Consider the following 25,501-nt stretch of genomic DNA (forward strand, 5'->3'; position numbering starts at 1 on the left):
CCTAGCCGGAGTGGCGGATTCTCCCTCGTACGGGTCACCGAACCCCGTACCGCTACTCGTTCGTATATTCCTCCACCACCGTCGCACCGAGCTCGCGGACGATGAGGTCGTGGCCGGAGAGCGCGTTGTCCACGAGGTCCGGGTCGTCGTCCTCCGGAACGTCGTCCTCCAGGCGCACCGGCGGCTCCTGCGCCACGGCGGACTCCTGCCTCACGGGGGCGGAGGCCTGCGGCGGCCGCTGTACGGGGGCGGGGGCGGCCGGGGTCGCGGGGGCGGCCGGGGCGGGGGGCTGGGGGCGGGAGGAGGTGGCACCGGGGGTTCCGAAGCCGGCGGGGTTGCCGGAGCCGGCGGGGTTGCCGGAGCTGCCGCCCTGGGCCCCGTAGCCGCCGGGGGTGCCGGAGCCGCCGCCGAAGTTGCCCGCCGCGGCCGGGGGCTGGGAGCCGCCGGACGGGTCGATGATCGCCTCGACCTTCCACTGCACACCGAAGCGCTCGCCGAGCACCCCGCGCAGGACTTCCTCGCTGCCGCTGCTCGCGAAGTTGTCGCGGGCGCCTGCGTTGATGAACCCGAGCTGGAGGGTGGTGCCGTCGAATCCGGCCACCTGCGCGTTCTGACTCAGCAGGATCCAGGTGAAGCGCCGCTTGTTCTTCACGGCCTCCAGGATGTCCGGCCACATGTTCCGTACGTGGACGGCGCTGCCGGGGTTCGGGGCGGGGGCGGCGGCAGGGGTCGCGGCCGGGGCCGGGGTCTGGGCTGCCGGGGCGGGCCGGCCGGGCATGGAGGCGGAAGGCCATGCTCCGGCACCGCCGGAGGTGGCGGGGGCAGCGGCGGGTGCGGCGCTCGCGGAAGCGGAGCCAGAACCGGAAGCGGCACCGGAGCCAGAACCGGAAGGCGCCCCGGAGCCGGTCCCGGAACCTCCGGCACCCGGCCACGCACCGGGCCGCTGAGCACCCCCGCCCTGACCGCCTCCGGCACCACCGGGAGCGGCCGCACCGGGCCAGGCGCCCGGGGCGGGGGCCTGCGCGACGGGCTCGGGAGCGGGCTCGGCCGGAGGCTGGACCTGGGGCTGGACCGGCGGAGCGACAGGGGTCGGGGTCGCGGGGACGGCCGGGGCGGGCGCGGCCGGGGCTCCGGCACCTCGCGCGGCGGCCCGGGCGGCCTCGGGACCGCCCTGGATGCCGGGGCCGGGGGAAGCGGTCGTGGGAGGCATCGGCGGATGGGCCTCGGCCCCCGGCACGTACCCCATCGCGGGCCCGGTCCCCGCACCCGCCTGGAAGTGGGCGCCGCGCTCCAGCCGGTCGAGCCGGGCCTGGACCGAGCGCTCGTCGTCGTACGCGGCGGGCAGCAGCACGCGCGCGCAGATCAGCTCCAGCTGGAGCCGGGGCGAGGTGGCGCCCCGCATCTCGGTCAACCCGGTGTTGACGAGATCGGCGGCCCGGCTGAGCTCGGCGGCGCCGAACACGGAGGCCTGGGCCTGCATGCGCTCGACGACGTCGGCGGGGGCGTCGATGAGCCCCTTCTCGCCCGCGTCCGGAACGGCGGCGAGGATCACGAGATCCCGCAGCCGCTCCAGCAGATCGGCGACGAACCGGCGCGGATCGTTGCCGCCCTCGATCACGCGGTCCACGACCTCGAAGGCGGCGGCGCCGTCACCGGAGGCGAACGCGTCCACCACGGAGTCGAGCAGCGACCCGTCCGTGTAGCCGAGGAGGGAGGTGGCCATGGCGTACGTCACACCGTCGTCGGCGGCGCCGGCGAGGAGCTGGTCCATGACGGACATCGAGTCACGCACGGACCCGGCCCCGGCGCGCACGACGAGGGGCAGCACGCCGTCCTCGACGGGAATGCCTTCCCTTCCGCAGACCTCACCGAGGTACTCCCGCAGGGTGCCGGGCGGAACGAGCCGGAAGGGGTAGTGATGGGTCCGCGACCGGATGGTGCCGATGACCTTCTCGGGCTCGGTCGTGGCGAAGATGAACTTCAGATGCTCCGGCGGCTCCTCGACGACCTTCAGCAGGGCGTTGAAGCCCGCCGAGGTGACCATGTGGGCCTCATCGATGATGTAGATCTTGTACCGGCTGCTGGCGGGGCCGAAGAAGGCCTTCTCGCGCAGCTCACGGGCGTCGTCCACGCCACCGTGCGACGCGGCGTCGATCTCGATGACGTCGATGGACCCCGGCCCGTTGCGGGCGAGGTCCTGGCACGACTGGCACTCGCCGCACGGGGTCGGCGTCGGACCCTGCTCACAGTTCAGGCACCGGGCCAGGATCCGGGCGCTGGTCGTCTTTCCACATCCGCGCGGCCCGCTGAACAGGTACGCGTGATTGACCCGGTTGTTCCGCAGCGCCTGCTGCAGCGGGTCGGTGACATGCTCCTGCCCGATGACCTCGGCGAAGGACTCCGGGCGGTAGCGGCGGTAGAGCGCAAGGGACGACACACCTACGAGGTTATCGGGGCGGACTGACAACCGAGCCCGCGTCGCCCCCCGCGACCGCCCCACACACCGCCCCGCGACCGCCCCACACACCGCCCCGCGCACCTGTCCGCACCCGGCCCACGCACCGGCCCGCCCCGATTGAGCCACCTGGGCGCCGGACCCCCGTCCCCACTCCCCCGGGCAGTACGGGCCCTCGCAAACGCAAGCGCCCCCCACGCACCCGCCAGAGCCGACCTACCCTTGCTGCCTTCCGGCCCTGGGGGAGTTCAGTCAGATAGCGCCACGTGAGGGGCTCCGCACAGGGTACCCGATCCCCGCCCGGGGAACGAGTTCGCGAGCACCCCTCAGCGTCTTGTATTGTTTGCGGCGGAGGATTCGCCTAGTGGCCTAGGGCGCACGCTTGGAAAGCGTGTTGGGGGCAACCCCTCACGAGTTCGAATCTCGTATCCTCCGCCAGTGCCTCACCGGGCACTAACGTCGAAGGGCCCCACCGCTTGCGGTGGGGCCCTTCGACGTTGTCCGTCTCAGTTTCCGTCTCAGTTGGTTTCTTCCCCGGCCCCGGGCGGCTCCCAGAGGGCTTCTCCGACCTGCTGCGCGACCTTCCGGAGCATCGGCCCCGTGATGTGCATGTACCGAGCGCGCATCCGGGCCGCTCCCCCGGGCTCCCACCCCATGATCGCGTCGATCACGACGTCCGGGACGCCGAGGATCAGGAGCACGGTCGCCGCCGTGTGACGAGCGTCATGAAGCCGTCCGTCTCGAACGCCCGCGTCCCGAAGAAGCTTCTTCCAGACGTGGAAGTCCGTGTTCGGGCTCAGCGGTCCACCGATCGGCGAGGCGAAGACGTACCCCTTGCCCTCCCAGTCAGCCCCGGCCGCGATCCGTTCCCTCTCCTGCACCTCCTGGTGGTGCCGAAGAATCTTGATCAGTGGATCGGGCAGACCGATCGTGCGACGCCCCGCCCGCGATTTCGTGGACTTGTGCTCGCGCCGGGTCTGCTCCCGCTTCGGGCAGTAGCCCGCCTTCCGACCACACGGGTTGTCACCACAGCCGTGCGCGTACCTGGGCCGAAGCCGGTTCTTCCGGATGCGGACGTATCCCGCGTCGAGGTCGATGTCCTCCCAGTGGAGCCCGAGCGCTTCCCCTTGCCGAAGCCCGAGCGCCAGGGCGACCACCCAGCGCGCGCTGTTGCGGCTTGGCCGCCTCGACGAGCACGCTCTGCACCTCCTCGATCGTGAACGGCTCGACGTCCTCCTCTTCGAGTCGCGGCGCCTTGGCAATCTCCGCCGCATTGGTGGACAGGTGCCCGCGCCGCACCGCCTCACTGAGAGCCGTACGGACCGTGCGGTGCACGTGTGAGCAGTGCCGGCCGCGCTGCCGGTGCTCTGCATCTTTTGGTAGAAGCGTTCCAGGTGCTCGGGCTCCAGGCGGTCGAGCTGGTGGGCGCCAAGGCCCGGACCAGATGCACGCGGACGTCCACCTCGTACCCGTCGTACGTGTTCTCGGAGACGTACGGCTTGGCGATGTTCTCGACCCAGTGCTCAAGCCAGCTCTGGACGGTCCAGCCCTTCCCCGGCTTCCGAAGCTTCTTGTCGTCGCGGGCCCGCTCCATCTCGCGTACGGCCTTGGTCACCTCGGCCTTGGTCTTGCGCTCGATGTGACGACGATCGGGCTTGCCGTCATCTCTGACGCCCACGGTCACTCGGCCGTGCCGCTTCCCGTCCTTGCCGAGGTAGATCGAAGAGGCGCCGTTGGGCTGACGGGTGCGTTTCTGCTCTGCCATGTCCGCCCCCCTCACGCCGCTTCAGCGGGACGACGACGGAGCTTGGACACGTAGACCGGCAGAGCCTCGGGCGGAACCCGCCGAAGTCGACCGACCGTGACCGACTCGATCTCGCCCGCCAACACGAGCTTGAAGCAAGTCGTACGGCCGATGCGGAGCCGCCGAGCCGCCTCCTCGACAGTCAGCAGGACGAGCGAAGGATCGGCGGTGTGCAGAACGGCCGGACTCTCTTTCAGCTCAGCCACGGGTCGGTTCTCCTTCCGTTCCGGGGGCGGGTTCGAGGGATGCGGCCAGCCAGGCCTCAGCGGAGGACAGACCTGTTCCGGCGAAGGCCCAGTGGGTGAGGACGTACGTCGTCTCCGGCTCGGGGCCGCTCGTTGCCGCCTGTTCTCGGCGCCATTCGGCGCGGGCGTCTCGGAGTGCACCGAGGGTGGTGGAGTAGTGGCGGGACTTGGTGGAGAAGTGGCCGCGGAAGCCGAGCATGTGGGCCCAGGCGCGTAGCCGGAGGTGTTCGAGGTCCTTGCGGGCGCCGAGGGTCCAAGCGGTGCGGATCACGCGGAGCGCATCCCATACGCCTTTCGAGGGATTGTGAGCACCGGGCCAGCACAGTACGTTCCGCTCGCCAAGCCATATAGCTCAGAGGGGGGCGGCGATGCCTGGATACGGCCACGTAGAAGGTGAATGCGAACAACTGCTGCATGCCGGGGAGCGCGGCCGGGCACGGAGCAAGCAGTCAGGCACGGAGCGACCGGTAAGACGCATACGAACATGGGCGATTGCGGCTGCCTCCACCGTGGCCGCGTTGACTCTTAGCTCGTGCGCGGGTGCCGGCCAGACTGAACCAAGCGACGACACCATGGCCTTCTGCGCCAACCTCGGCGCCAGCATGATGACAGTGGTCTCACCGGACGTGACAGTCAGTCCGGAGGAGTTTCAGAAGAAGTTCCACGAGCTCCAAGACACTGCGGACCGAATCAGCGGCTCGGACACAAACTGGTCGGACCTTGGGCAGGCGACGTCACAGTACCTTGCCGCAGCTGACAGCTCCAGCATGGCGTCAGCCCACACGAAGTTGCAGCGCTATTGCAACGAGCACAGTCTGTCGCCCTTCCCTCAGAGCACCTGATCAAGTCCTGTCACCAGCCGCCCAACACGTAGGCATCCCAATCGGATGGCGTCGGGGTGCGTCCGCGTGCACCAGCCACACTCCCCGCACGCCTTCCCTCTCAGTAGGAGCCGGGGCACGGTGCCTAGAGCTCCACGTACCGCGCGACGGGACTGAAGAAGGGAAGCAGCGTGGCGAAGTGTGGCGCACCAACGAAGGCAGGGGGACGGTGTCAGCGGCAGGTGGTTACGGGCACCTCTCGGTGCCCCACGCATCAGAGACCGTGGTCCGCGTACGGTGTGGCCCAGCGCAAGGAGAAGGAGGCCAAGGAGAAGAAGCGCAAGATCCGCAAGAAGCGCTAGCTCCGGCTGACAACATCCACAGGTGACATCAACGGCACCGAACGCGGGCACCCATGCACGGCCCGGCACGTTCGACCCGGCCCCCCGCCAACACCGCTGGAACGCGCTTGGATCGAACTCCTAAAGCGGTGCTCATGCGTGCGTGGATTAACCGTGATCTGCGTCAAGGTCAGAACGCATTGATTCCTTAAGAGACTTAACCCTACGAATCAAGTTGCCGTAATGAGGTTCGAGGCAATCGCCCGTCACGCCATTTTGAATGGCATTACGCACGGCTCGAAGCCCCCTATGCGCTTCTTCTGCAGGTCCCACAACGCGTTGAGGCCCAAGAATGGCTATCTGGTAGCGAAGTTCAGGTACTCCACCCTCTCGATACACAGCGCCGGCCCGGCGAGCACGCTCGTCAGCAGCTAGGTCGATTGAGCTGCCGATGTGTTTGAGTTCATTCCGCGTTCGAGTAATCGACGACAGGTAGTCTCCGTACAACTGTCGTCTAAGATCGAACCCCCTGGTCGACTCATCGCGCTTCCAGCGAATGCGATCAGCAAGCAGGGTGGAACCGAGCCGACAACTGCACCTAGTCCGGCCCCCCAGAGTGTCCCCCAATCCATGCAAGCACCTCCGGTTCACCGGTTCCAACGTTTGGCCTTCACTTCGCCCGCTCTGTTCAGTACGAGGGGGTGAAGCCGGCGGACTGGTCGAGGTGGAACGCAGGGCCCATAGCCGTCGGAGTCCACCCCTCGCGCAGGGCAAGTCGAACAGCCGCAGCCACGCCAGAAGGGAGTACAGGCTCAGCCTCGCGACCGATCCAGTTGCTCGGATGCAGCTGGCCGGTGGTGATCACGAGCGTCGTGCCCGGCGTGTCCGCGTGCTCAACCGCGAATGAACAAGGCGACCAGGCCAGGCCCTGGGGGGTACGTTGGTCTACCGCGCAGACGCCAGCGGTAGGCCGTGCCATCGACAATGGTCTGTCGTGATCCCTTGCGGGCCAGCGCCATGACGCCCCCTCCAACAGGCACGATGCTAGCGAACCCGGTCCGCCGTTCGTCTCAGTTTCCGTCTCATTCAGCGCCGTTCATGGCCGTTCAGAGAGGACCGGAGGCAGTAGCCGCCCCGACGACCAGCCGCCCATGAACGCACGTGAACGGCCCCGCCCGAAGCACCCGGACTACCAACACAGTTGGAAAGCGTGTTGGGGCAACCCCTCACGAGTTCGAATCTCGTATCCTCCGCCAGTGCCTCACCGGGCACGATGTCGAAGGGCCCCACTGTTCGCAGTGGGGCCCTTCTTCGTTTCTTCGTTCCACGGCTGCCCCCATGACATCTGGTAAGGGGATCAGCACCCGGAGTATGGTCCCTTGTATGGCAACAAAGAAGGTGACGGTGACGATCCCCGAGGATCTCCTTGACGAGATCCGCGCGGAGGCGGCCGAGCGGGGCCTGTCGGCGTACGTCGCCGAGGCGCTGCGCTTCAAGCGCGAGCGTGACCGGCTGTGCGAGCTGGTCGACTGGCTGCAAGAGGAACATGGCCCGGTGACCGAAGACGAGCGCGCCGCGGCATTCGAGGAGCTGGAGGATCTCGACGCCGAGCACCAGCGCCGCCGCGCCGCCGGGAAGCCGGACGCCGGAGAGGCCGCGTGAAGAAGCACGCCGGTGAACACGGGCAGCACAGGCAGCGGCCCCTGCGTGTCTTCGTACTCGACTGCGAGGCCCTGTCCCTGGCGGTGCGCGGCGACCGGAAGATGATCGCCTGGCTCGACCTCGCAGCCCGGGGCGAAGCCGAGGTGGTGACGTCGCCGATGACCCTGATCGAGGCGTACGACGGCAGGACCACCGAACAGCGCTGGGACTGGGTGCTGTCCCGGCTCGAAGTCGCCGACATCGGGAAGGACGAGGCGCGCCAGGCCCGCCGCCTCCTGGCCGACGCCGGGCTGCACGGTCACAAGTACGCGATCGACGCTGTGCTCGCCGTCATCGCGCGGCAGCAGAAGGGGCAGGTCACCGTCTTCACTTCGGACGTGGACGACCTGGAGAAGCTGGTCCCGGACACGATCGTCCTCAAGAAGGTGTGACCCGGCGCCCCGGTCCCGACCCCAGTCCCGGTCACGGTCACGGTCCCGGCCCCGGCCCCGGCCCCGGTCCCAGTCCCGGTCACGGTCACGGTCCCGGCCCCGGCCCCAGTCCCGGTCACGGTCCCGGCCCCGGTCCCGTGCCCGGTCTCGTTCACCCACGTCCAAGTCCGTTCGGCTATCGGCCCTCGGGTGCCTGGGCATCGTGGTCGGTGGACTCGGAGATCTTGCGCCAGGTGTGCAGTTCGGCGACCTGGGTGTCGAGCTTGGCCTGGGTGAAGCCGTAGGCGTCGGAGCCGAGGATCAGCCGCAGCGGCGGGTCGGCGAGCTCGGTGAGGTCCACGATCGCTTTGGCGCCCTTGACCGGGTCGCCCGGCTGCGCGTGGTTCACGTGCTGGGCGTGGGCACGGGTGGCGCCGGCGGTGGCGGCGTAGTCGTCGATGACGTTGGCCTCGGTGTCCAGGCTGGAGGCGTCGAGGAAGTCGGTACGGAAGTAGCCGGGCTCGATGAGGCTCACCTTGATGCCGAGCGGGGCGAGTTCGTGGGACATCGCCTCGCTGAAGCCCTCCATCGCGAACTTGGTCGCGTTGTACAGGCCCCAGCCCGGCAGTCCGACCACGCCGGCGACGGAGCTGATGTTGACGATGTGCCCGGAGCGCTGCTCGCGCAGCTGCGGCAGGACGGCGCGCTGGACGTTGAGCGCGCCGAACACGTTGACGTCGAAGGCGGCGCGCGCCGCCCGGTCGGAGGCTTCCTCGACCGCGCCGAGCAGGCCGCGGCCGGCGTTGTTGACGACGACGTCGATGCGGCCGAAGCGCTCGGTGGCCGCGTCGACGGCCCGTTGGACCTGCGCTTCGTCGGTCACGTCGACATCCAGGGCGAGCAGGCGCCCGTCCGCCCGGGGCAGCAGGCCGGGGATGGTGCCGGAGCGGCGGGCGGTGGCGACCACCTTGTGGCCGCGGGCCAGCGCCTCGCGGGCGATCTCCAGACCGAAGCCGCGAGAGGCACCGGTGACGAACCAGACGTCGGAGCCGGCACGGGCGGTGCCCGTGTCGGCGGCAGCGGGCGAGGTGGCGGGAAGGCTGCTCATGAGGGTGCCTCTCCTGGTGGGGTCGAGGGGGTCCGCACCGGTCGTTCCCGGCGCTGACCTCAATGTTTCGCCGCCGTAGTCGAAGTACCCAGCCCTCTGGCCAACGTAGGTCCGCCAGGGCTACCTTCGCCGCGAGCGGCCCGGAGCCCTCGCAACCGCGGTCTCACCGGGCCCGCTTCCGAAGGGCCCCACCGCCCGCCGCCGCTCAGAAGCCCGGCTCCGCGCCCGCCCGCACCGCAGTTCGCTGATCACCGCGCGGCGTACGGAGTGGTAGGTACACTCCCTCCATGAGTAAGAAGGAGGCCCTCACCCGGGCCACGGCCGATCTGCTCTGGGAGCGGGGCTACACCGGTACGAGTCCGGCCATGATCCTGGAGCGGGCGCAGGCGGGGCAGGGCAGCATGTACCACCACTTCTCCGGGAAGGCCGAGCTCGCGATCGCCGCCATGGTGCACATGGGCGACCAGCTCCGCTCCCGTATAGAGGGGGCGCTGGCCGGTGGGGAGTCGGCCGTCGCGCGGGTCAACGCCTTTCTCGATCTGGAGCGCGACCCGCTCGCCGGCTGCCGCATCGGGCGGCTCACGCAGGACCACGAGGTCGTCACCGACAGCGCTCTGCGCGCGCCGACGGCGGAGTTCTTCACCTGGGTCGGCGGGCGGCTGTCCAAGGTGCTCGCGGAGGGTGTGCGTACGGGTGAGCTGCGGCCGGGTACCGACCCGGACGTGATGGCGTCGCTGATCATCGCGACCGTGCAGGGCGGGTACACCCTGGCCCGCGCCCATCAGGACCCGGCGGCGTTCGGGCAGGCCATCAAGGGGGCCAAGCAGGTCATGGCGAACCTTGTGGCCGACTGAGGCACGGCCTCCGGCCCCAGGCCTCGGGACCCAACCAACCCTCGGGCCCCAACCATCGGGCCCCAAGCCTCAACCCTCGGGCCTCGGGCCTCGGGCCTCAGGCCTCACACTCGGACCCGCTCCGCCCGTCCGCGCGCGACCGCGACACACACCCCCGCCCCCAGCCCCGCCGCCGTCAGCGCCCACCATGCCGCCGCCGGGGCCACCGTGAACAGCAGGCCGCACACCAGCGGGCCGGTGGCCGCCCCCAGGGAGACTCCCATCTGGCTGTACGCGGTCGCCCGTTGCTCCTGGCCGGCGTACGGGAGGCCGATCACGTAGTGGAGCAGGCCCGCCCAGCCCCAGCCGCCGCCGTACGCGAGCAGCGCGCCCACCGTGGCCGACGCGCCGTCCGGCCGTGTCAGGAGCGCCGTGCCCGCCGCGCCCGTCACGAACAGTCCCAGCAACGCCGCCCAGGCGAGCTGCGGCAGTCTGCCCACCAGCCAGCCCATGGTCAGGCGGACGGCGATGTTCAGCGCGGCGCCCGCGGTCGCCACCGCCGCGGCGGTCGCGAGCGCCATGCCCCTCGTCGTCAGCGCCAGCACCAGGAAACCGCCCAGGCCGTTTCCCACCATAGCGCCGAAGAAGCCCGCGCCGGCCAGGGCCATGAGGAAGGGGTCTCTGCCCGGCGGGTCGCCGCGCCCCCGGGGCGCCCCCGTCGGGTGCCGCCCGGCCCCGGGGCCGTGCCGCACCGAGAGGGCGCCCCCGACGCCGCACAGCACAGCCGTCCCCGCGAACACCGGTCGCCAGCCCACCGGTCCGGCCAGCACCGGCATCGCCACGCTGGCGAGCAGGGTGGCGGCCGGCACCGCGGCCTGCTTCAGGCCGAAGGCGAAGGCGCGCAGCCGGGGTGCGCAGCGCCGCATGAGCAGCGCGTTGGTGTGCGGCTGGGTGTAGCCGTAGGCGTAGCCGCCGACCGCCGAGCTGACCCACAGGCCCACGGCCGGGGCCGCCGCCGCGGCCAGCAGCCCGAGGCACGTGGCGAACAGCGCGACGGCCAACGTCCGTTCCACCGCCGCGGGCAGCGCGGCCCGCTTGCTGACGAAGGCGCCCGCCAGGGATGCCAGCCAGTACACCGCCAGGATGGCTCCCATCCGTACCGAACTCCAGCCGAACTCGGCGGAGATGAGGCCGTTCGCGGCCCCGGGCAGGAACACCGGCAGCGAGGTGAGGACGGTGACCGCCGCGACGCCCGACGTGGTGGACAAGCCCGCCGGTTCACGGCTCGCCCCGCCGGTTGGTTCGCGTCGGTCGGTACGGACCAACGTGGTCACGAGGCGTTCACCTCGACGCGGTCGGTGGACCGTACCGTCCCGAGACCGAGCAGCTCGCGGGCGACCGCGTCCGCGTCGCCCAGCGACACCGAGTCGACTCCCGGCCGGACGCCGGCGGCCGTCGCCCAGTGCACGCCCTCCGTGGGGATGCCGAGCGCGAACCGGCGCGGGTGGGCCCGCCCGTACGCGTCCACGAGGCGGCTCGGCCGCTCGGTCACCGCGAGCGCCCCGGTCTCGTAGTGGCTGCCGTCCGGGTTGGGCAGGCGGTACGGCGTGGCCCGGCCCGTGTCGAGCAGGCGGCGCAGCAGGGGATCGGCGGTCCTGCGGACGTCGGGGTCCTGGATGCGCGCCTCGATGACGGTGGTGACGTGGACCGGCTCTGTCGGCACCAGTGACGAGGAGACGAGAAAGCCGCCGGATTCCACCGCCGGTTTCGCGCGCATTCCCGGTCCCACCGGCTCCAGGACTCCCGCGCGTATCAGTGCGGCCATCTCCGCGATGCGGCGCTTGGGCGGGCCGATGGAGAGAGCGGCGTTGAACGGCGAGTACCAGCCGGTCAGTTCGTCGCGGTAGGAGTCGCCGGTGATGCCGCCGTGGTCGACGATCTGGCGAATCTCGTTGCGCAGGTCGCGCAGGGCGTCCAGGGCGGCTTTGACCGGGTCCCCGACGTTTCCGCCCCGTGCGCGCGCGACGTCGCGTTCGAGGTGCGCCACGAGCCACCGCGTGAACTCCCGGGGGCCGCGCAGGGCTTGCTCGTCGTACGGGGTCTCGAAAGCCCGCCAGCTCCAGTGGTCGCGCTCCTCGATTCCCTGGCGCCGCAACAGCTGCTTCTCCAGCGGGCTGCCGGGGCGGCAGAGCAGATAACCGCGTGCGAAGGCCTGGATGGAGGCGTCCCGTTCACCGCGCAGGCGGAGGAACTGGCGGTAGTAGACGAGTTCCACCTCCCGGGCTATCAGGGGCCATATGTCCCTGCGGAAGCGGACATCGCCGTCCGACGCGGCACGTTCTCGCAGCGCGGCGATCGTCCGCGCCGTCAGCAGCACCGGCCGGTGGCGTTCGCCCAGGCCCTTCTGGTTGTCACCGCGTGCCTGGTACGGGACGCCCCGGCGGGAGCCCGCGTACAGGCGCGGCTCCCGGCCCGAGGCGCGGTAGTCGAGGCGGCCGTCCGCACGCTCCTCGAACACGCCGCCACGGCCCCGGGTGAACAGCGCCAAGTAGTCGAAGAAGGTGAGCCCGAGGCCGCGCAGGGCCACCGGCTCCCCGGGAGCGATCGCGTCGAGGTCCACCTCGGCGGGGTTGCCCGGGGCGATGTGGCGTGTGCCGGTGCGGGGCGCCGGGCGGGGCGGGGGCTCGGCCGGCAGGTGCCCCTGGGCCAGGACCACGGCGTCGAGCAGCAGACGGTCGCCGCCCGCGAGCCGCAGCACCTGCCGCGCGCCCCGCTCGCCCAGCTCGACCGCCGTGTCCTGGTGGATCCGTACCGTCACATGGCGCGGCGCCGTCTCCACCGTCCGCCGCAGGGCCCACTGGAGGTACCGGCCGTACAGCGCGCGCGTGGGGTACGCGTTCGGGCCCAGCGCCCGCGCCTGGGCGACGACGTCGTCCGGGTACCCCTCGGCCGCGCCCATCAGGGCGAGCAGGGTCGCCCACTCGTACAGGTTGGGCCCCGGCACCACCGGGCCGGCGCAGGAGACGCTCGGGTCGGTGAACACCGTGATCTGCTCCGCGACCGTGTTCATCAGCAGGTGCGCGGACTGGTCCGTGCGCCAGACCCGGCCCGCCCCGGCCGGAGCCGGGTCGATGGCGTGCACGGTCACCGGACGGGCAGCGGGATCCACCGCCGCGTTGGCGCACAGCCGCTCCAGGACGGTGAGCCCGCGCGGCCCCATCCCCACGATGGCGACGCTGAGTCGACCGTCCACCGAAAGCCCCACTTCCCCTGTTTCCCGATCGCGCGACCGTGACCGCGTGATTCCTGACCGGGCGTTTACTGACCGCGTGTTTCCGGTTGTCGCCGGTCTCCGGTCACCGGTCTCCGGTCCGGCGGTTGCCGATCCTAGGTCAGCCGCAAAGCCATCAATGCATCCCGCGAGCGATTGATTCATGGGACACATAGAAGCCATCCATGTGCCTGGTGAATGAATGGGTCTGACAGCCTATTTCCCACCCCGCGATTCCTCCGGATAGCTTTTTGAACCGGCGAGCGAGGGCTGCCCGCAGGGTCGGGTTCCACCTGGCCGCGCGAGCGTGGAGAAGCAGAAATGCGCGGGAGCCTCCACGCTCGCGCCATACCCGCCGATGCTCACGCAATACCCGCCGCCGCTCGCGCGACACCCGCCGACCGAGCGGCCGTTCCCGCCGATCACGCGGCTGTTCCCGCCGGAACCGAGTCGCCGACCCCCACTTCCGCCTTACGGACGGAGAATTCCCATGGGTGTTTCCACCCCTCCCAAGTACAAGCCCTACAACCGGTCATCGATCAAGCGGGCACCGCAATGGGAGCGCATACCCGACGACCTGCGCGAAGCGGTCGACGTCGTTTCCCACGTGCTGCCGTTCCGGACCAACCAGTACGTACTCGACGAACTCATCGACTGGGACCGCATTCCCGACGACCCGATCTACCGGCTCAATTTCCCGCACCAGAGCATGCTGGAGCCGGACGACTTCGCCACCCTGCGCGATCTGCTGAGGTCCGGTGACAAACAGCAGCTGGCCAAGCAGATCCACGTGGTCCGCTCGCGGATGAACCCGCACCCGGCCGGCCAGCTGACGCACAACGTGCCCGAGCTCGACGGCGAGGCCGTCCCCGGGATCCAGCACAAGTACGACCAGACGGTGCTGTTCTTCCCGAGCGCCGGCCAGACCTGCCACGCCTACTGCACCTTCTGCTTCCGCTGGCCGCAGTTCGTCGGGGAGGAGGACCTGCACTTCGCCGCCCGGGACGCGGCGGGGCTCGCCGCCTACCTCAAGCAGCACCCCGAGGTCACCGACGTCCTGATCACCGGTGGCGACCCGCTGATCATGCGCACGGCCAATCTGGAGCGCTACCTCGAACCGCTCCTGTCGCCGGAGCTGGCGCACGTGCAGAACATCAGGATCGGCACGAAGGCCGTGGGTTACTGGCCGCAGCGCTTCGTCAGCGACGTCGACGCCGACGACCTGCTGCGCCTCTTCGAGCGCGTCGTGGGCGCGGGCAAGCACCTCGCGCTGATGGGCCACTACAACCACCCGGCCGAGCTGCGGCCCGCCATCGCGCAGGACGCGCTGCGGCGCATCACCGCGACCGGTGCCGTCGTGCGCATGCAGTCCCCCGTTCTGCGGCACATCAACGACGACCCGGCCGCCTGGCACGAGCTGTGGACCACGGGCGTGAAGCTCGGGGCCGTCCCGTACTACATGTTCGTCGAGCGGGACACCGGCGCGCGCTCCTACTTCGAGCTGCCGCTGGTCGAGGCGTACGACATCTTCCGCACGGCGTACGCGAGCGTCTCCGGTCTGTCGCGCACCGTGCGCGGGCCGTCGATGAGCGCGTTCCCCGGCAAGGTCCTCATCGACGGCGTGCCGACGATCCGGGGCGAGAAGGTCTTCGCGCTGCAACTGCTGCAGGCGCGTCGCGGCGGCCTCGTCCGCCAGCCCTTCTACGCGAAGTTCGACCCCGCCGCGACGTGGTTCGACCAGCTGGAGCCCGCGTTCGGGGAGCGCAGGTTCCTCTTCGAGGAGGACGGGCCCGCCTCCGGTGCCTCCGGTGCCTCCGTGCTCGGCAAACCGCTCGACCTCGTGGGGGCGTGAGCGGCATGGCCGAGGACACGCGCCCCCTGTACGAGGTCCTGGCGCTCCGGTTCGGTACGCACGCCGACCGGCCCGCGCGGGACAACTTCCTGGTCGACGAGGGCCAGTTCACCCCGGGCAGTGACATGCCCATGGACTTCTACCTCTGGGTGATCCGCGACGACCGGCACTTCCTGCTGGTGGACACCGGGTTCAACGAGGAGATGGCACGGCGCCGGGGCCGCACCCTGTTCCGCTGCCCGGTCGACGCGCTGGCCGATCTCGGTGTGGCGGCCGAGGACGTGTCGGACGTGGTGATCACGCACATGCACTACGACCACGCGGGCAACCTCGACCGCTTCCCGCACGCGCGGATCCACCTCCAGGAGGACGAGCTCGCCTTCTGCACCGGGCCCGCCATGCGCCACCACGTCGTACGCAAGCCCTTCGAGCCGGTCAACGTCAAGACGGCCGTCCAGGGGCTCTTCGAGGACCAGCTCGTCCTCCACCGAGGGGAAGCCGAGATCATCCCCGGAGTGACGGTGCACCCGGTGCCGGGACACACGCCGGGCACCCAGGTGGTCCGGGTCCCGACCGCGCGCGGCTGGGTCGTGCTGGCCAGTGACGCCACGCACCTGTGGGCGAACATCCGGCTGCGCAGCCCGTTCCCGATCCTCGACCACCTCACGCCGATGCTGGAGGGGTACGACAGGATCGAGGCCCTGGCGGACGGCGACGACCACGTCATCCCCGGCCACGACCCCCAGGTGGCGCTGCGGTTCCCGCCGCTCGTGGGGGCGCCCGACTGGGTCCGCCTGCACGAACCCGCACTCGACGGCCTCGAAGCCGCCGCCGTGACCGCCGGAGCGGTGCGATGACAGCGCTCCGGGTGGCCGTCGTCGGCATGGGCCCGCGCGGCCTGAGCGTGGTGCAGCGGATCTCGGGCCTGGCGGAGCAGCTGCCTCGAGGATGCACGCTGGACGTGCACCTGATCGACCCGGGCGACCCCGGCCAGGGCACGCACTCCGCACGTCAGCCCTCCCACCTGCTCACCAACACCGTCGCCAGCCAGGTGACGATGTTCGCCGACGATCTGGGCCCCTCGTTCACCGAGTGGGCGGAGGCGGCCGGATACCGGGGGTTCGACGGCGCGTTCCACCCGACCGGGGACGCCTTCGGCGAGCCGCTGGGGGAGCACGCCTATCTGCCGAGGCAGATGCTCGGCGCCTACCTCAGCTGGGTGTTCGACCGGACAGTCGAGTCCCTGCCGCCCCAGGTGCGCGTCGTGCACCACCGCGACCGGGCCGTGGACATCGAGCCGACGGAGGGTGACCGCTTCGTCGTCCACCTGGCGAAGGGCTACGCCCTCACCAGCGACTACGTCTTCCTCACCACCGGCCACTGCGAGCGGATCCCCACCGAAGAGGACGTCGCTTACGAGGAGTTCGCCCGGGAGAACGCGGACCGCAACCCCGCGCTCGCGTACTGCTCCACTCCGTACCCGGTGGACCGGCTCCAGGCGATCGCCCCGGGCTCGACCGTCGCGGTCCAGGGGTTCGGGCTGACCGCCCACGACGTCGTCTCCGAGCTCACCGTCGGCCGTGGCGGCACCTTCCACGGCTCCGGCCACACCCTGGAGTACCGCCCCTCGGGCCGCGAGCCCGAGATCCTCCTCTTCTCCCGCCAGTGCCTGCCCTTCAGCGCGCGCGGGGTGAACCAGAAGGGGGTCACCGGAGCCCACCGGCCACGGTTCTTCACCAAGGACGCGGTACGGCAGGCGCGGGAGCGGGCGGCGCTGCGCCGCGCCGACTCCCGGCTCGACTTCACCGAGGAGGTCCTTCCGCTCCTGCTGCGCGAGATGGGGTACGCCTATCGCTCGGCGCAGGAGCAGCGCTTCCTTCCTCCTGAGGAGTACGAGCTCACCCCGGCCGACCGCCGTGTGGTGGAGGAGATCCTCGACCCGCTGCGCGGGCTGGACTTCGCCAACCAGGAGGCGTTCACGAAGTTCTTCGTCGACTACGTGGCCGGCGACCTGGAGCAGGCGGAGCTCGGCAACACCACGAGCCCCCTGAAGGCCGCCACCGACGTCATCCGCGACACCCGGGCGAGCCTGCGGGAGGCCGTCGAGTTCTCCGGTCTGACGCCCGAGTCCCACCGGACGTTCAACACCACGTACGTGCCGGTCATGAACCGGGTGTCGTTCGGCCCGCCCCGCCACCGCAACTACCAGCTGCTCGCCCTGCTGCGGGCCGGGGTCCTGGATCTGGCCGGCGGGCCCGGGGGGCGGCTGGTGCTCGACCGGGAGGCGGCGCGGTTCGCGGTCCGCACCGACTATCCGGACGGCCCCGAGATCCGCCATGCCGACGCTCTGGTCGTGGCCCGCCTCGACGCGTTCCACCCCGGGCGAGACAGGTCGCCGCTGGTCGGCAGGCTGCTGGAGCGCGGGCTCGTCCGCCCGTACGCGAACGGCCCGTTCGAGCCGGGCGGTCTCGACATCGACGCACAGGGCCGGCCGATCACCGCTGCGGGCGAGCCGCTGCGCACCGCGTGGGCGGTCGGCTATCTCGTCGAAGGGCCGCGCTTCTACACGCACGCGCTGCCGCGCCAGGGAATGGCCTCGCAGTTCACCCTCGACGCCGACGCCTCCGTACGCGGCATGGTCGCGCACATCCACCACCGATACGACACCAGCCAGGATCAGGAGAACGAGCATGCCCGTGCGCAGCGGAAGTCAGCTTCCCTACCCGGAATTCCGTGAACGCCATGTGCAGGAGCGGCCCGAACCGGTCGTCTGGCAGTGGGAGACCCTGGCCGGGGAAATCGAATCGGCCGAGCACACGGAATACGGCACGGTCACGCTGGCCGCACCCGGAGGCGACCACGAGGTCATTCCGGGAACGTCGATGACCTTCCAGTCCGTACGGCCCGGTGACAGCACCACGCCGCACACGCATTCCTGGTGGCATCTCTATTTCGTACGGTCCGGATCGGGCGTCCTCGTATTCGACGAGACCGCCGAGAAGGTCGCCCTCGGCGACGGCGACATCATCCTGATCCCGGCGTGGCACGTCCATCACTTCGAGAACCACGGGGCGGACACGGATCTGCTGCTGCTCAACATGTCGAACCTGCCCCAGATGGCCGGTCTGCACAACAAGTTCTCCAAAGAAAACGCATAACAACACACGCATCAGGAGGCGGACATGGCGGACATGTTCAAGCGCATCGACCACATCGGAGTGGTCGTCGACGACATCACCGAAGCGAGGGCGCTCCTGGAAAGTCTGGGAATGCGGCTGGAACGGGCGGAGGAGGTACCGGCCCGGAACGTGAAGATCGCGTTCTACCACTGCGGGGACGGCCGGATCGAGCTCATCGAGCCCACCACGCCGGAGGCCCGGCAGCGCAGGCTGGGCGACGGCAACCAGGCCCGGCTGGAGCACATCGGCGTCGAGGTCGACGACGTGTCCCAGATGATGCGGGCCGTCCAGGGCCTCGGCATCGAGCTCACCACCGGCGAGCCCGTCCCGGTCGGCCCGAACCTCAACGCGTGGACGGAGCCCGGGACTTCGAAGGGGATCCAGTTCCAGCTGGTCCAGCGGGACGCCGTCCAGTAGGCCCGTGAGCGGTCCGCGGCGCCTCGCGTTGCGGACTGTACATACTAGTAGCTACAGTCCTGGATGTGGATTCCTTGAAGACGTCTCCTGCACATGACCCATCGCGAGCCGGGACAGAGCAAGGCGCATCCAGAGCGGACGGGCGCCGGTCCACCTGGCTGCTGATCTCGCTGCTCGGCGGCATGTTCCTCGGCAACGTGGACATCGCCGTGGTCAACGTCGCGATCCCCTCGATCCGTGACCGGCTGCACGCCTCCGGCGGTGAACTGGAACTCATCGTCTCGGGCTACACGCTCGCGTACGCCATGCTGCTGATCACCGGCGCACGGCTGGGCGAGGTGCGCGGGCGACGCTGGACCTATCTGTTCGGGCTCGCCGTCTTCACGCTGTCCTCGCTCGCCTGCGGCCTGGCCCCCGACAGCACCACGCTGGTGGGCGCCCGCGTCGTGCAGGGGCTCGGCGCCGCGCTGATGGTGTCGCAGGTCCTGACGGGCATCCAGGTCAACTTCGAGGGCTCCGCGCGGCGCCGGGCCCTGGGCACCTACACCGGTGTCCTGGGCGTGAGTTCCGTCGTCGGCCAGGCGCTCGGCGGCGTCCTGGTGTCGGCCGACGTCCTGGGCATGGGCTGGCGTCCGATCTTCCTGATCAACGTGCCGATCGGCATCGCCCTGTTCATCACCTCGTACACCTTCCTGCCCGCCGACGAGAGCCGGGGGCAGAAGAAGCTGGACCTGCGGGGCGTCGGGCTGCTGTCGCTCGCGCTGTTCCTGCTGGTGACACCGCTGGTGCTGGGGCAGGACGCGGGCTGGGCGCCCTGGACATGGCTCTGCCTCATCGCGTCGCTGCCGGTCTTCGCCCTGTTCGTCAGGGTGGAGCGGGGCATCGCGGGGCGCGGGGGCGACCCGTTGATGAACGTGGCGCTGCTCGCCCGCAAGCAGGTGGCCCTGGCGCTGCTCTCCCAAGGGGCCACCCGGGCCGGGTACTTCGCGCTGCTGTTCGTCCTCGCGCTCTATCTGCAGCAGGGCCTGGGCAAGAGCGCGGTCTACGCGGGTCTGGTCCCCATCGCGTGGGTGGCGACGTTCGCCCTGGTCGGGCCGGTGCTCGGCCGGACGGGGGCGCGCATGACGAAGCTCGCGGCCCCGGTCGGGGGTCTGCTGATGGCGGTCGCCTTCGCCGGTGTGGCGGCCGGCGCGCAGGGCACCGGCTGGCTGATCGTGCTGCTCGGCATCGGAGGCGTCGGCTACGGCGCCGCGTTCAGCGGGACGCTCGCCCGTCTGACGGAGTCCGTCGAGGCACGGTACGCGCCGGACGTGAGCGGCCTGTTCAACACGACGCTCCAGGTCGGCGGAACCATGGGCGTGGCGGTCTTCGGCACGGTCTATCTGGGGCTCGTCGAGCGCAGCGGCGACCCGGGCGACGCCTTCGGCATGACCAACGCGATTCTGGCGCTCGTATCGCTCACCGCCGCCGCGCTGATCGCACTGGCGGGCAAGGCCGAAGCGGGCAAGGACGGGGCGGGAAAGGACATGAACGGGATCGCGGATCGCTGAAAGCGCGCCGCACCATACATATCTCCACATACGCGCAATACATCAAAAACCAGAAAGTCAAAAGGAGTTCACACCATGGATGTCATCCGTCACCCCGGAGACGCGACCAAGGGCCCCGAAGACCGCTTCTTCGGCGATGTGTGGCTGTGGCCGCGTATCGGCGCGACCGCCAACGTCGAAGTACGCAATGTGCTGTTCACGCCCGGTTCCCGCAGCGCCTGGCACCGGCACCCCGCCGGGCAGGTCCTGCACGTCACCGAAGGCGTGGGAGTCGTGGGCCACCGGGGCGGCGAGCGCCAGGAGATCAGGGCGGGCGACACGGTCGTCTGCCACCCCGGTGAGGAGCACTGGCACGGCGCGGGTCCGAACACGTTCATGACGCACATCGCCGTCACGGACGGGCCGACGGAATGGAAGGAGCACGTGACGGAGCAGGAGTACCGGGACTGAGACCGGGACAAGTGGGGTGTCGGCGCAGGTACTTGTCCCCTGCACCGACACACCGACACACCGCTGAAAAGAAATGGCGCAGATACGGTGACCGCCCTGAACCGAGGGCCGTCCGGTGAGGCAAAGGGTCCCTTCGCGGCCTTACGTATGCTGCTGTGCATGAGTATCGAGCTGCATCACCTGCGTGGGTTTCTGGCCTTGGCGGACGAGAAACACTTCACCCGGGCTGCGAAGCGGATGAACGTGTCCCAGCCGACGCTCAGTCGCAACATCCGCCGTCTGGAGGAGCTGGTCGGCCGGCGTCTGCTGGAACGGACGACGCGTCAGGTGGCCCTCACCCCGGCCGGTGAGGCGCTCTACGACCAACTGCGCGTCATCATCCCCCGGTTGGAGGCGGCACTGCGGCCCGAGTCCCACGAGGAGGCCTTCCGCGTGGGGTTCGCCTGGGGATTCCCCACGGGCTGGACCCAGGAGGTCATCGCTTCCTTCGAAGCGGAGACCGGCATGTCCGTACGCGTACACCGCCATGACGCGAAGCTCGCGGGGGTGGACCGCGGCGAGGCCGACCTGGCGATCCTGCGGGGCCGCACCCAGGCCGCCAACATGCGGTCCGTCACCCTGCTGCACGAACGACGGATCCTGGCGGTGTCGACGCGCTCGGAACTCGCCGGGCGGGAGGAGATCCGCTGGCACGAGATCGCCGACCACCGGCTCGTCCTCAACGAGGTGAGCGGTACGACCGACTTGGCCGACTGGCCCTCGGACCACCAGCCCAGCGTCTCCGTGGTCTGCCGCAACTTCGACGAGTGGCTGGAGGCGGTCGCGTCCAACAAGGGCGTGGGTGTGGTCCCGGAGTTCGTCGGCCGCCAGCACATCCACCCGTTCGTCTCGTTCCTCGCGATCCCGGACGCCCCGCGCGTCCCCCTCAACCTGGTCTATCCGCAGCAGGGCGGCCATCCCCTGATACGCCGCTTCGTGGCCATGGCACGGGCGGCGGTCGGGACGGCGGCGGAGGACGCGTGACGTCGGACGCCCGCGGAGTCCCAGCCCGGCCACAGACGGCCCGCAGTCGAATGGACCGCCCTCCCGGCGGAGCGCCTACGCGTCCGGTACGTGGGTCAGCTTGTCCGGATTGCGGATGGCGTCCACGGAGGTGATCCGGCCGCCGTCCACGGTGATCGCCACGATCGTGCGGGCGCCGTCCCAGTGGCACAGGACCAGGCCGGGCGCCCCGTTGACGTGCGCGATCCGCAGCCCGTCCGGCGGGACGTGCACCCGGGTCAGGGCGACGATGCCGCGCGCCACGCTGTCGGCGCCGCGCACGATGCCGTGCAGGGCGGTCACCTTTCCGCCGCCGTCGCCGCGCCACACCACCTCGGGGTCGAGCAGCGAGACCAGCCGCTCCAGATCCCCCTCCTGGCAGGCCTGGCCGAAGGCGCTGACCAGCTCGCGCTGGCGGGCGTAACCGGCGGGGTGGTGCGGGCGGCTGGCGTCGACGTGGCGGCGGGCCCGCGAGGCCAACTGGCGTACGGCCGCCGGGGTGCGGCCCACCACGCCCGCGACCTCCTCGAAGGGCAGCCCGAACACGTCGTGCAGCAGGAACGCGGTGCGCTGGGCGGGCGACAGCTCGTCCAGCACGATCATCAGGGCCATCGACACCGACTCGTCCAGCGTGACCCGGTCGGCGGGGTCCTGTTCGTCCGGCGCGTGCTCCACCAGCGGCTCGGGCAGCCAGGTGCCGACGTACCGCTCGCGCCGCACCCGCGCGCTGCCCAGCGCGTCCAGGGCGAGCCGGCCCACGGTCGTGGTCAGCCAGGCGCGCAGATCGCGCACGGCGCCCGGGTCCTCGAGGCCGCGCAGCCGCAGCCACGCCTCCTGGACGCAGTCCTCCGCCTCCGCCAGGCACCCCGTCGTCGTATAGGCGACCCGCAGCAGCCGGGGCCGCTCCCGTTCGAAGGCCCGCGCCAGCCCGTCCTCGCCGGACAGCGGCCCGCGCCCGCCGGGCGCGCTCACCGCAGCCCCGCGACGCTCGCCCAGACCTGTTCGGTCCGCAGCCACTCCCCGAACGACATGGTGCCGCGCACGTCCGGCCGCTCCACGGTGAGCGCGCCCGCCCGCAGCGCCTGGCCCATCCGGCCGGGCAGCGGCACCGGCATCAGGACGGCCCTGCGCCGGGTGACCGAGCGCCACACCCGGGCCATCTCCCGCACATCGGTGTCCTCGGGCCCGCAGATCTCGATCCGCCCCCGGTGCGGCACCCCCTCCGCCACGTCGGCGACCACCCAGGCGACCTCCATACAGGCGACCGAGCGCACCCGCGCCCGGGGCACCGGCACCACGCCCCACTTGGCGGCCGACGCCAGCGCCGAGGCGAGCAGTTCGTGGAATTGTGTGGCCCGCACGATCGTCCAGGGCACCCTGCCCTCCCGTACGACCCACTCCTGTTCGGCCTTGACCTGCAAATATCCCATCGGCACCATGTCGCAGCCCACGATCGAGACGCATACGTGGTGCTGTACGCCCACGGCGCGCGCGGCGGCGAGCAGTCGCCGCGTCCCGTCCACGAGCGTGCGGGACGCCCCCTTGGCGGTCCCGTGGCTGTTCGCCGCATCCACCACGACGTCGCACCCCGCAAGGGCGTCGATCAGCCCCTCCCCCGTGGTCAGGTCGACCCGGTACTCCGGCGACCTGCGGCTCAGCACCCGCACGTGGTGCCCCCGCGTGCGCAGCTCCTCGGCGACGCGGCTTCCCAGCGTCCCCGTCCCTCCCGCAATGGCGATGTCCATGTCCCTAGGACGACGCGCCGGGCCCGGATGTGACAAGGGCGCACCGCTCGCGGACGGGAAAGCGGGCGCCGCACCAGGGCCTGTCCCAGGGCCTGTCCGGTGGGTCCGGTCGGCACGCGGGGGTCTGGCACGCCCTCCCCCAAGGCCTTAAGGGCCAGGGGGCCCCAGCCGCGTTGTCGTCAATCGCCGACTCCCCCAAGCTCTCGGCTTCGCTCGAGCAGGGGGGACCCCCATCGCGTCGACTCAATCCTCCGCCTTGCAGCTGGACGCACCAGACCCCCGCTCACCAGCACCGAAATCGCACCCCGCGCCGAAGCCGACCGGACCCACCGGACAGGCCCTAGCTGTGCAGTGCGCCGGGCGTCTCGGGGTGTCCCTCGGGCTCCAGCTGGATGGTGGAGTGGGCCACGTCGAAGTGGTCGCCGACGCAGCGCTGGAGGCGGCACAGCAGGTCCCCGTACCCGTCGGCGAGCGCGTCGTCGGCCACCACCACATGGGCGGTGAGGACCGGCATCCCGGAGGTGACGGTCCAGCCGTGCAGATCGTGCACCGCAAGCACCCCGGGCTCCTCCAGCAGATGCCGGCGCACCTCCGCGAGGTCCATGTCCTGCGGCGTGGCCTCCATCAGGACGTGCAGGGCGTCGCGCAGCAGTCCGTACGCCCTCGGCACGATCAGCAGGCCGATCACGATGGAGGCGATCGGGTCGGCCGCCTGCCAGCCCGTCAGGAGGATGACGAGACCGCCGACGATCACCGCGACCGAGCCGAGCGCGTCACCGAGCACCTCCAGATAGGCGCCGCGCAGATTGAGGCTCTGGTCCTTGGCGTCCCGCAGCAGCCACAGCCCGACCAGGTTCGCCGCGAGCCCCCCCACCGCGACCGCGAACATCAGCCCGCCCTTGACCTGGACCGGCTCGCTGAACCGGCCGACCGCCGACCACAGCACCCAGATGAGGATCACCACGAGCAGCAGGGCGTTCAGGACGGCCGAGAAGATCTCCACCCGGTAGAAGCCGAAGGTCCGCCGGGGGGTGGGCGCGCGCTGGGCCAGGGAGATCGCGCCGAGCGCCAGCGCGACGCCGACCGCGTCGGTGAGGCTGTGCGCGGCGTCCGCGAGCAGCGCGAGCGAGCCGGAGAGCAGCGCGCCGACCACCTGGATGAGGGTGATCGACGCGCTGATGCCGATGGTCCACAGCAGCCGGCCGCGGAAAGCGCCGCTCAGGGTGCCCGCGGCCGAAGGCACCGGTCCGTGGTCATGGCCCATGCGGCAAGTCGATCACGCCCCGGAGAGCCTCGCTACCCGGCTGTTCACCGGGCCGCCGGTCGACTGCGCCACCAGCTGGGCGAGCCGCAGCGCGGCCGTGCCGGGCCCGTCGGAGGCGAGCACCGAGGGCACCACGTTCGGCAGCGACCCGCCCCGCAGCGACTCCTCGCTGTAGCGGCGCACGCTCCGGTGCCAGTTGAGGATCCCCGCGATCCAGTCCTCGAACTCCTTCACATACGCGTCGAGCGCCGCCCGGCCCTCCCCGTCGAGCCCGAACTCCTCGTACAGCAGCGGGATCTCCGTCTTCTTGATGTGGAGGAACTGCTGCATCCGCGAGCGCACCAGGTCGTCGGCGATCCGCACCGAGGCCGGGTAGTCGCAGTCGAAGAGGCGCTGCACCACCAGGAGCAGGTTGTGCACCTCGCCCTCGAACTCGACCTCCTCCTCCGGGGTGGCGTCCGGGTCGAGCCCGGCCGAGCAGAGCGCGAAGTCGTAGCCGATCAGCTTCTGCTCGTCCCAGATGTCGTTGAGCAGGCCCATCCGGCCCGCCCAGGCGACCGAGCGGTCCCGGGCCCCGGCGTGGTGCGGGCTGAGCCCCAGCTCGAAGGGGACGTCGAAGTCGGGCAGCAGGGAGGGGCCGACGCGGGTGAACGGCACATGGGTGTGGCTGCGCAGCCGTGCCGCCGCCGGCCGCCCGAACAGGTTCTTGATGTCGAGGGCGGAGGTCCCGAGAACGCCCCCGAACATCGAACCGCGCGCCTCGGCCTCCTTGTTCATGTACCGGCTGGAGCGCATGTGCCACTCGTGGCCGCCGGACTGCCAGTCCTGGAGGCCCTTGACGTAGGCGGCGATCCGCGCGCACTCCTCCGGACTGAGCCCCTTCTCCAGACACAGCGCCGGAACTTCAGTCAGCGCGGTGTTCTCGAACTGCTGAAGCCGGGAGGTGAGGAGATCGTTGACGGTCTCGGCGGCTTCCTGGGTGGAACACCCGAGAAAGGTCTCCAGCACGAGAATCCCGTTGCTCAGCTCCCCTCCTGTCTGTCGACCGGTCGC

The 25,501-nt window shown here is 70.6% G+C and carries 19 protein-coding genes, 1 tRNA gene, 1 other RNA gene and 4 pseudogenes; 12 read left to right on the plus strand and 13 right to left on the minus strand.

Annotated features, from left to right (window positions below):
- Positions 1-52: 52 nt before the first annotated feature.
- Positions 53-2,437, minus strand: a complete 2,385-nt coding sequence (locus AB0G17_RS04650) for a DNA polymerase III subunit gamma and tau (protein WP_361375473.1) — start codon at positions 2,435-2,437, stop codon at positions 53-55.
- Between the two features lie 198 nt (positions 2,438-2,635).
- Positions 2,636-2,734: signal recognition particle sRNA small type (gene ffs / locus AB0G17_RS04655), an RNA gene on the minus strand.
- Between the two features lie 71 nt (positions 2,735-2,805).
- Here ffs and AB0G17_RS04660 point away from each other — a divergent pair.
- Positions 2,806-2,893, plus strand: a tRNA-Ser gene (locus AB0G17_RS04660).
- Positions 2,894-2,973: 80 nt separating this feature from the next.
- On the opposite strand, the pseudogene AB0G17_RS04665 reads toward AB0G17_RS04660, so the two are convergent.
- The 4 genes and pseudogenes from AB0G17_RS04665 to AB0G17_RS04680 form a co-directional block, all read right to left on the minus strand.
- Positions 2,974-4,220, minus strand: a pseudogene (locus tag AB0G17_RS04665) (tyrosine-type recombinase/integrase).
- An 11-nt stretch (positions 4,221-4,231) separates the two neighbouring features.
- A complete protein-coding gene (locus AB0G17_RS04670) occupies positions 4,232-4,465 on the minus strand; it encodes an excisionase family DNA-binding protein (protein ID WP_361375475.1) in 234 nt (77 codons plus the stop codon).
- A pseudogene (locus tag AB0G17_RS04675) lies at positions 4,458-4,778 on the minus strand (replication initiator); the annotation flags it as partial. The pseudogene AB0G17_RS04675 and the gene AB0G17_RS04670, both read right to left, overlap by 8 nt.
- A gap of 1,576 nt (positions 4,779-6,354) precedes the next feature.
- Positions 6,355-6,685 (minus strand): annotated as a pseudogene (locus tag AB0G17_RS04680) (hypothetical protein).
- Between the two features lie 364 nt (positions 6,686-7,049).
- Between AB0G17_RS04680 and AB0G17_RS04685 the strand changes: the two are divergent.
- Together AB0G17_RS04685 and AB0G17_RS04690 are read left to right on the plus strand one after the other, a co-directional pair.
- A complete protein-coding gene (locus AB0G17_RS04685; protein ID WP_361375477.1) occupies positions 7,050-7,328 on the plus strand; it encodes a CopG family transcriptional regulator in 279 nt (92 codons plus the stop codon).
- Positions 7,325-7,759: a PIN domain-containing protein gene (locus tag AB0G17_RS04690; RefSeq protein ID WP_361375479.1), complete on the plus strand. Its 435-nt coding sequence runs from the start codon at positions 7,325-7,327 to the stop codon at positions 7,757-7,759. The genes AB0G17_RS04685 and AB0G17_RS04690 overlap by 4 nt, the downstream gene beginning before the upstream one ends.
- 175 nt (positions 7,760-7,934) lie before the next feature.
- Here the strand turns inward: AB0G17_RS04690 and AB0G17_RS04695 are convergent, their stop codons facing one another.
- Complete coding sequence (locus AB0G17_RS04695) at positions 7,935-8,846, minus strand: oxidoreductase (protein ID WP_361375481.1); 912 nt, start codon at positions 8,844-8,846, stop codon at positions 7,935-7,937.
- Positions 8,847-9,133: 287 nt separating this feature from the next.
- On the opposite strand from AB0G17_RS04695, the gene AB0G17_RS04700 reads away from it, so the two are divergent.
- On the plus strand, positions 9,134-9,700 hold the full coding sequence (locus tag AB0G17_RS04700; RefSeq protein ID WP_361375483.1) for a TetR/AcrR family transcriptional regulator: 567 nt from the start codon (positions 9,134-9,136) through the stop codon (positions 9,698-9,700).
- A 104-nt stretch (positions 9,701-9,804) separates the two neighbouring features.
- On the opposite strand, the gene AB0G17_RS04705 is transcribed toward AB0G17_RS04700, so the two are convergent.
- The gene (locus AB0G17_RS04705; RefSeq protein ID WP_361375485.1) at positions 9,805-11,013 is read right to left on the minus strand and encodes an MFS transporter; all 1,209 of its coding nucleotides are present in this window, start codon (positions 11,011-11,013) and stop codon (positions 9,805-9,807) included.
- The gene (locus AB0G17_RS04710; RefSeq protein WP_361375487.1) at positions 11,010-12,932 is read right to left on the minus strand and encodes an FAD/NAD(P)-binding protein; all 1,923 of its coding nucleotides are present in this window, start codon (positions 12,930-12,932) and stop codon (positions 11,010-11,012) included. The genes AB0G17_RS04705 and AB0G17_RS04710 overlap by 4 nt, the downstream gene beginning before the upstream one ends.
- A 508-nt stretch (positions 12,933-13,440) precedes the next feature.
- Between AB0G17_RS04710 and AB0G17_RS04715 the strand changes: the two genes are divergently transcribed.
- The 8 genes from AB0G17_RS04715 (at position 13,441) to AB0G17_RS04750 (ending at position 21,421) form a co-directional block, all read left to right on the plus strand.
- Positions 13,441-14,802 carry a lysine 2,3-aminomutase gene (locus AB0G17_RS04715; RefSeq protein WP_361375489.1) on the plus strand — a complete coding sequence of 454 codons (1,362 nt, stop codon included), beginning with the start codon at positions 13,441-13,443 and terminating at the stop codon, positions 14,800-14,802.
- A 5-nt stretch (positions 14,803-14,807) separates the two neighbouring features.
- Positions 14,808-15,659 carry an N-acyl homoserine lactonase family protein gene (locus tag AB0G17_RS04720; RefSeq protein ID WP_361375491.1) on the plus strand — a complete coding sequence of 284 codons (852 nt, stop codon included), beginning with the start codon at positions 14,808-14,810 and terminating at the stop codon, positions 15,657-15,659.
- The gene (locus AB0G17_RS04725; RefSeq protein ID WP_361375493.1) at positions 15,656-17,539 is read left to right on the plus strand and encodes an FAD/NAD(P)-binding protein; all 1,884 of its coding nucleotides are present in this window, start codon (positions 15,656-15,658) and stop codon (positions 17,537-17,539) included. The genes AB0G17_RS04720 and AB0G17_RS04725 overlap by 4 nt, the downstream gene beginning before the upstream one ends.
- Positions 17,493-17,960: a cupin domain-containing protein gene (locus AB0G17_RS04730; RefSeq protein ID WP_361375495.1), complete on the plus strand. Its 468-nt coding sequence runs from the start codon at positions 17,493-17,495 to the stop codon at positions 17,958-17,960. Before AB0G17_RS04725 ends, AB0G17_RS04730 begins: the two co-directional genes overlap by 47 nt.
- 24 nt (positions 17,961-17,984) lie before the next feature.
- Positions 17,985-18,398, plus strand: a complete 414-nt coding sequence (locus AB0G17_RS04735) for a VOC family protein (protein ID WP_361375497.1) — start codon at positions 17,985-17,987, stop codon at positions 18,396-18,398.
- 182 nt (positions 18,399-18,580) lie between these two features.
- Positions 18,581-19,948, plus strand: a complete 1,368-nt coding sequence (locus AB0G17_RS04740; protein ID WP_361375499.1) for an MFS transporter — start codon at positions 18,581-18,583, stop codon at positions 19,946-19,948.
- A 75-nt stretch (positions 19,949-20,023) separates the two neighbouring features.
- On the plus strand, positions 20,024-20,398 hold the full coding sequence (locus tag AB0G17_RS04745; protein ID WP_361375501.1) for a cupin domain-containing protein: 375 nt from the start codon (positions 20,024-20,026) through the stop codon (positions 20,396-20,398).
- Positions 20,399-20,557: 159 nt separating this feature from the next.
- A complete protein-coding gene (locus AB0G17_RS04750; protein WP_361375503.1) occupies positions 20,558-21,421 on the plus strand; it encodes a LysR family transcriptional regulator in 864 nt (287 codons plus the stop codon).
- 75 nt (positions 21,422-21,496) lie between these two features.
- Here the strand turns inward: AB0G17_RS04750 and sigJ are convergent, their stop codons facing one another.
- The 4 genes and pseudogenes from sigJ to AB0G17_RS04770 all read right to left on the minus strand — a co-directional run.
- Entirely contained in the window at positions 21,497-22,384 is an 888-nt protein-coding gene (gene sigJ, locus AB0G17_RS04755; RefSeq protein ID WP_361376263.1) for an RNA polymerase sigma factor SigJ, read from the minus strand.
- Positions 22,385-22,407: 23 nt separating this feature from the next.
- Entirely contained in the window at positions 22,408-23,184 is a 777-nt protein-coding gene (locus AB0G17_RS04760; protein WP_361375505.1) for an NAD(P)H-binding protein, read from the minus strand.
- Positions 23,185-23,524: 340 nt separating this feature from the next.
- Positions 23,525-24,448: a cation diffusion facilitator family transporter gene (locus tag AB0G17_RS04765; protein WP_361375507.1), complete on the minus strand. Its 924-nt coding sequence runs from the start codon at positions 24,446-24,448 to the stop codon at positions 23,525-23,527.
- 12 nt (positions 24,449-24,460) lie between these two features.
- Positions 24,461-25,480, minus strand: a pseudogene (locus AB0G17_RS04770) (hypothetical protein); the annotation flags it as partial.
- Between the last annotated feature and the right edge of the window lie 21 nt (positions 25,481-25,501).

Source organism: Streptomyces sp. NPDC023838 (assembly GCF_040639555.1).
GTDB lineage: Bacteria > Actinomycetota > Actinomycetes > Streptomycetales > Streptomycetaceae > Streptomyces.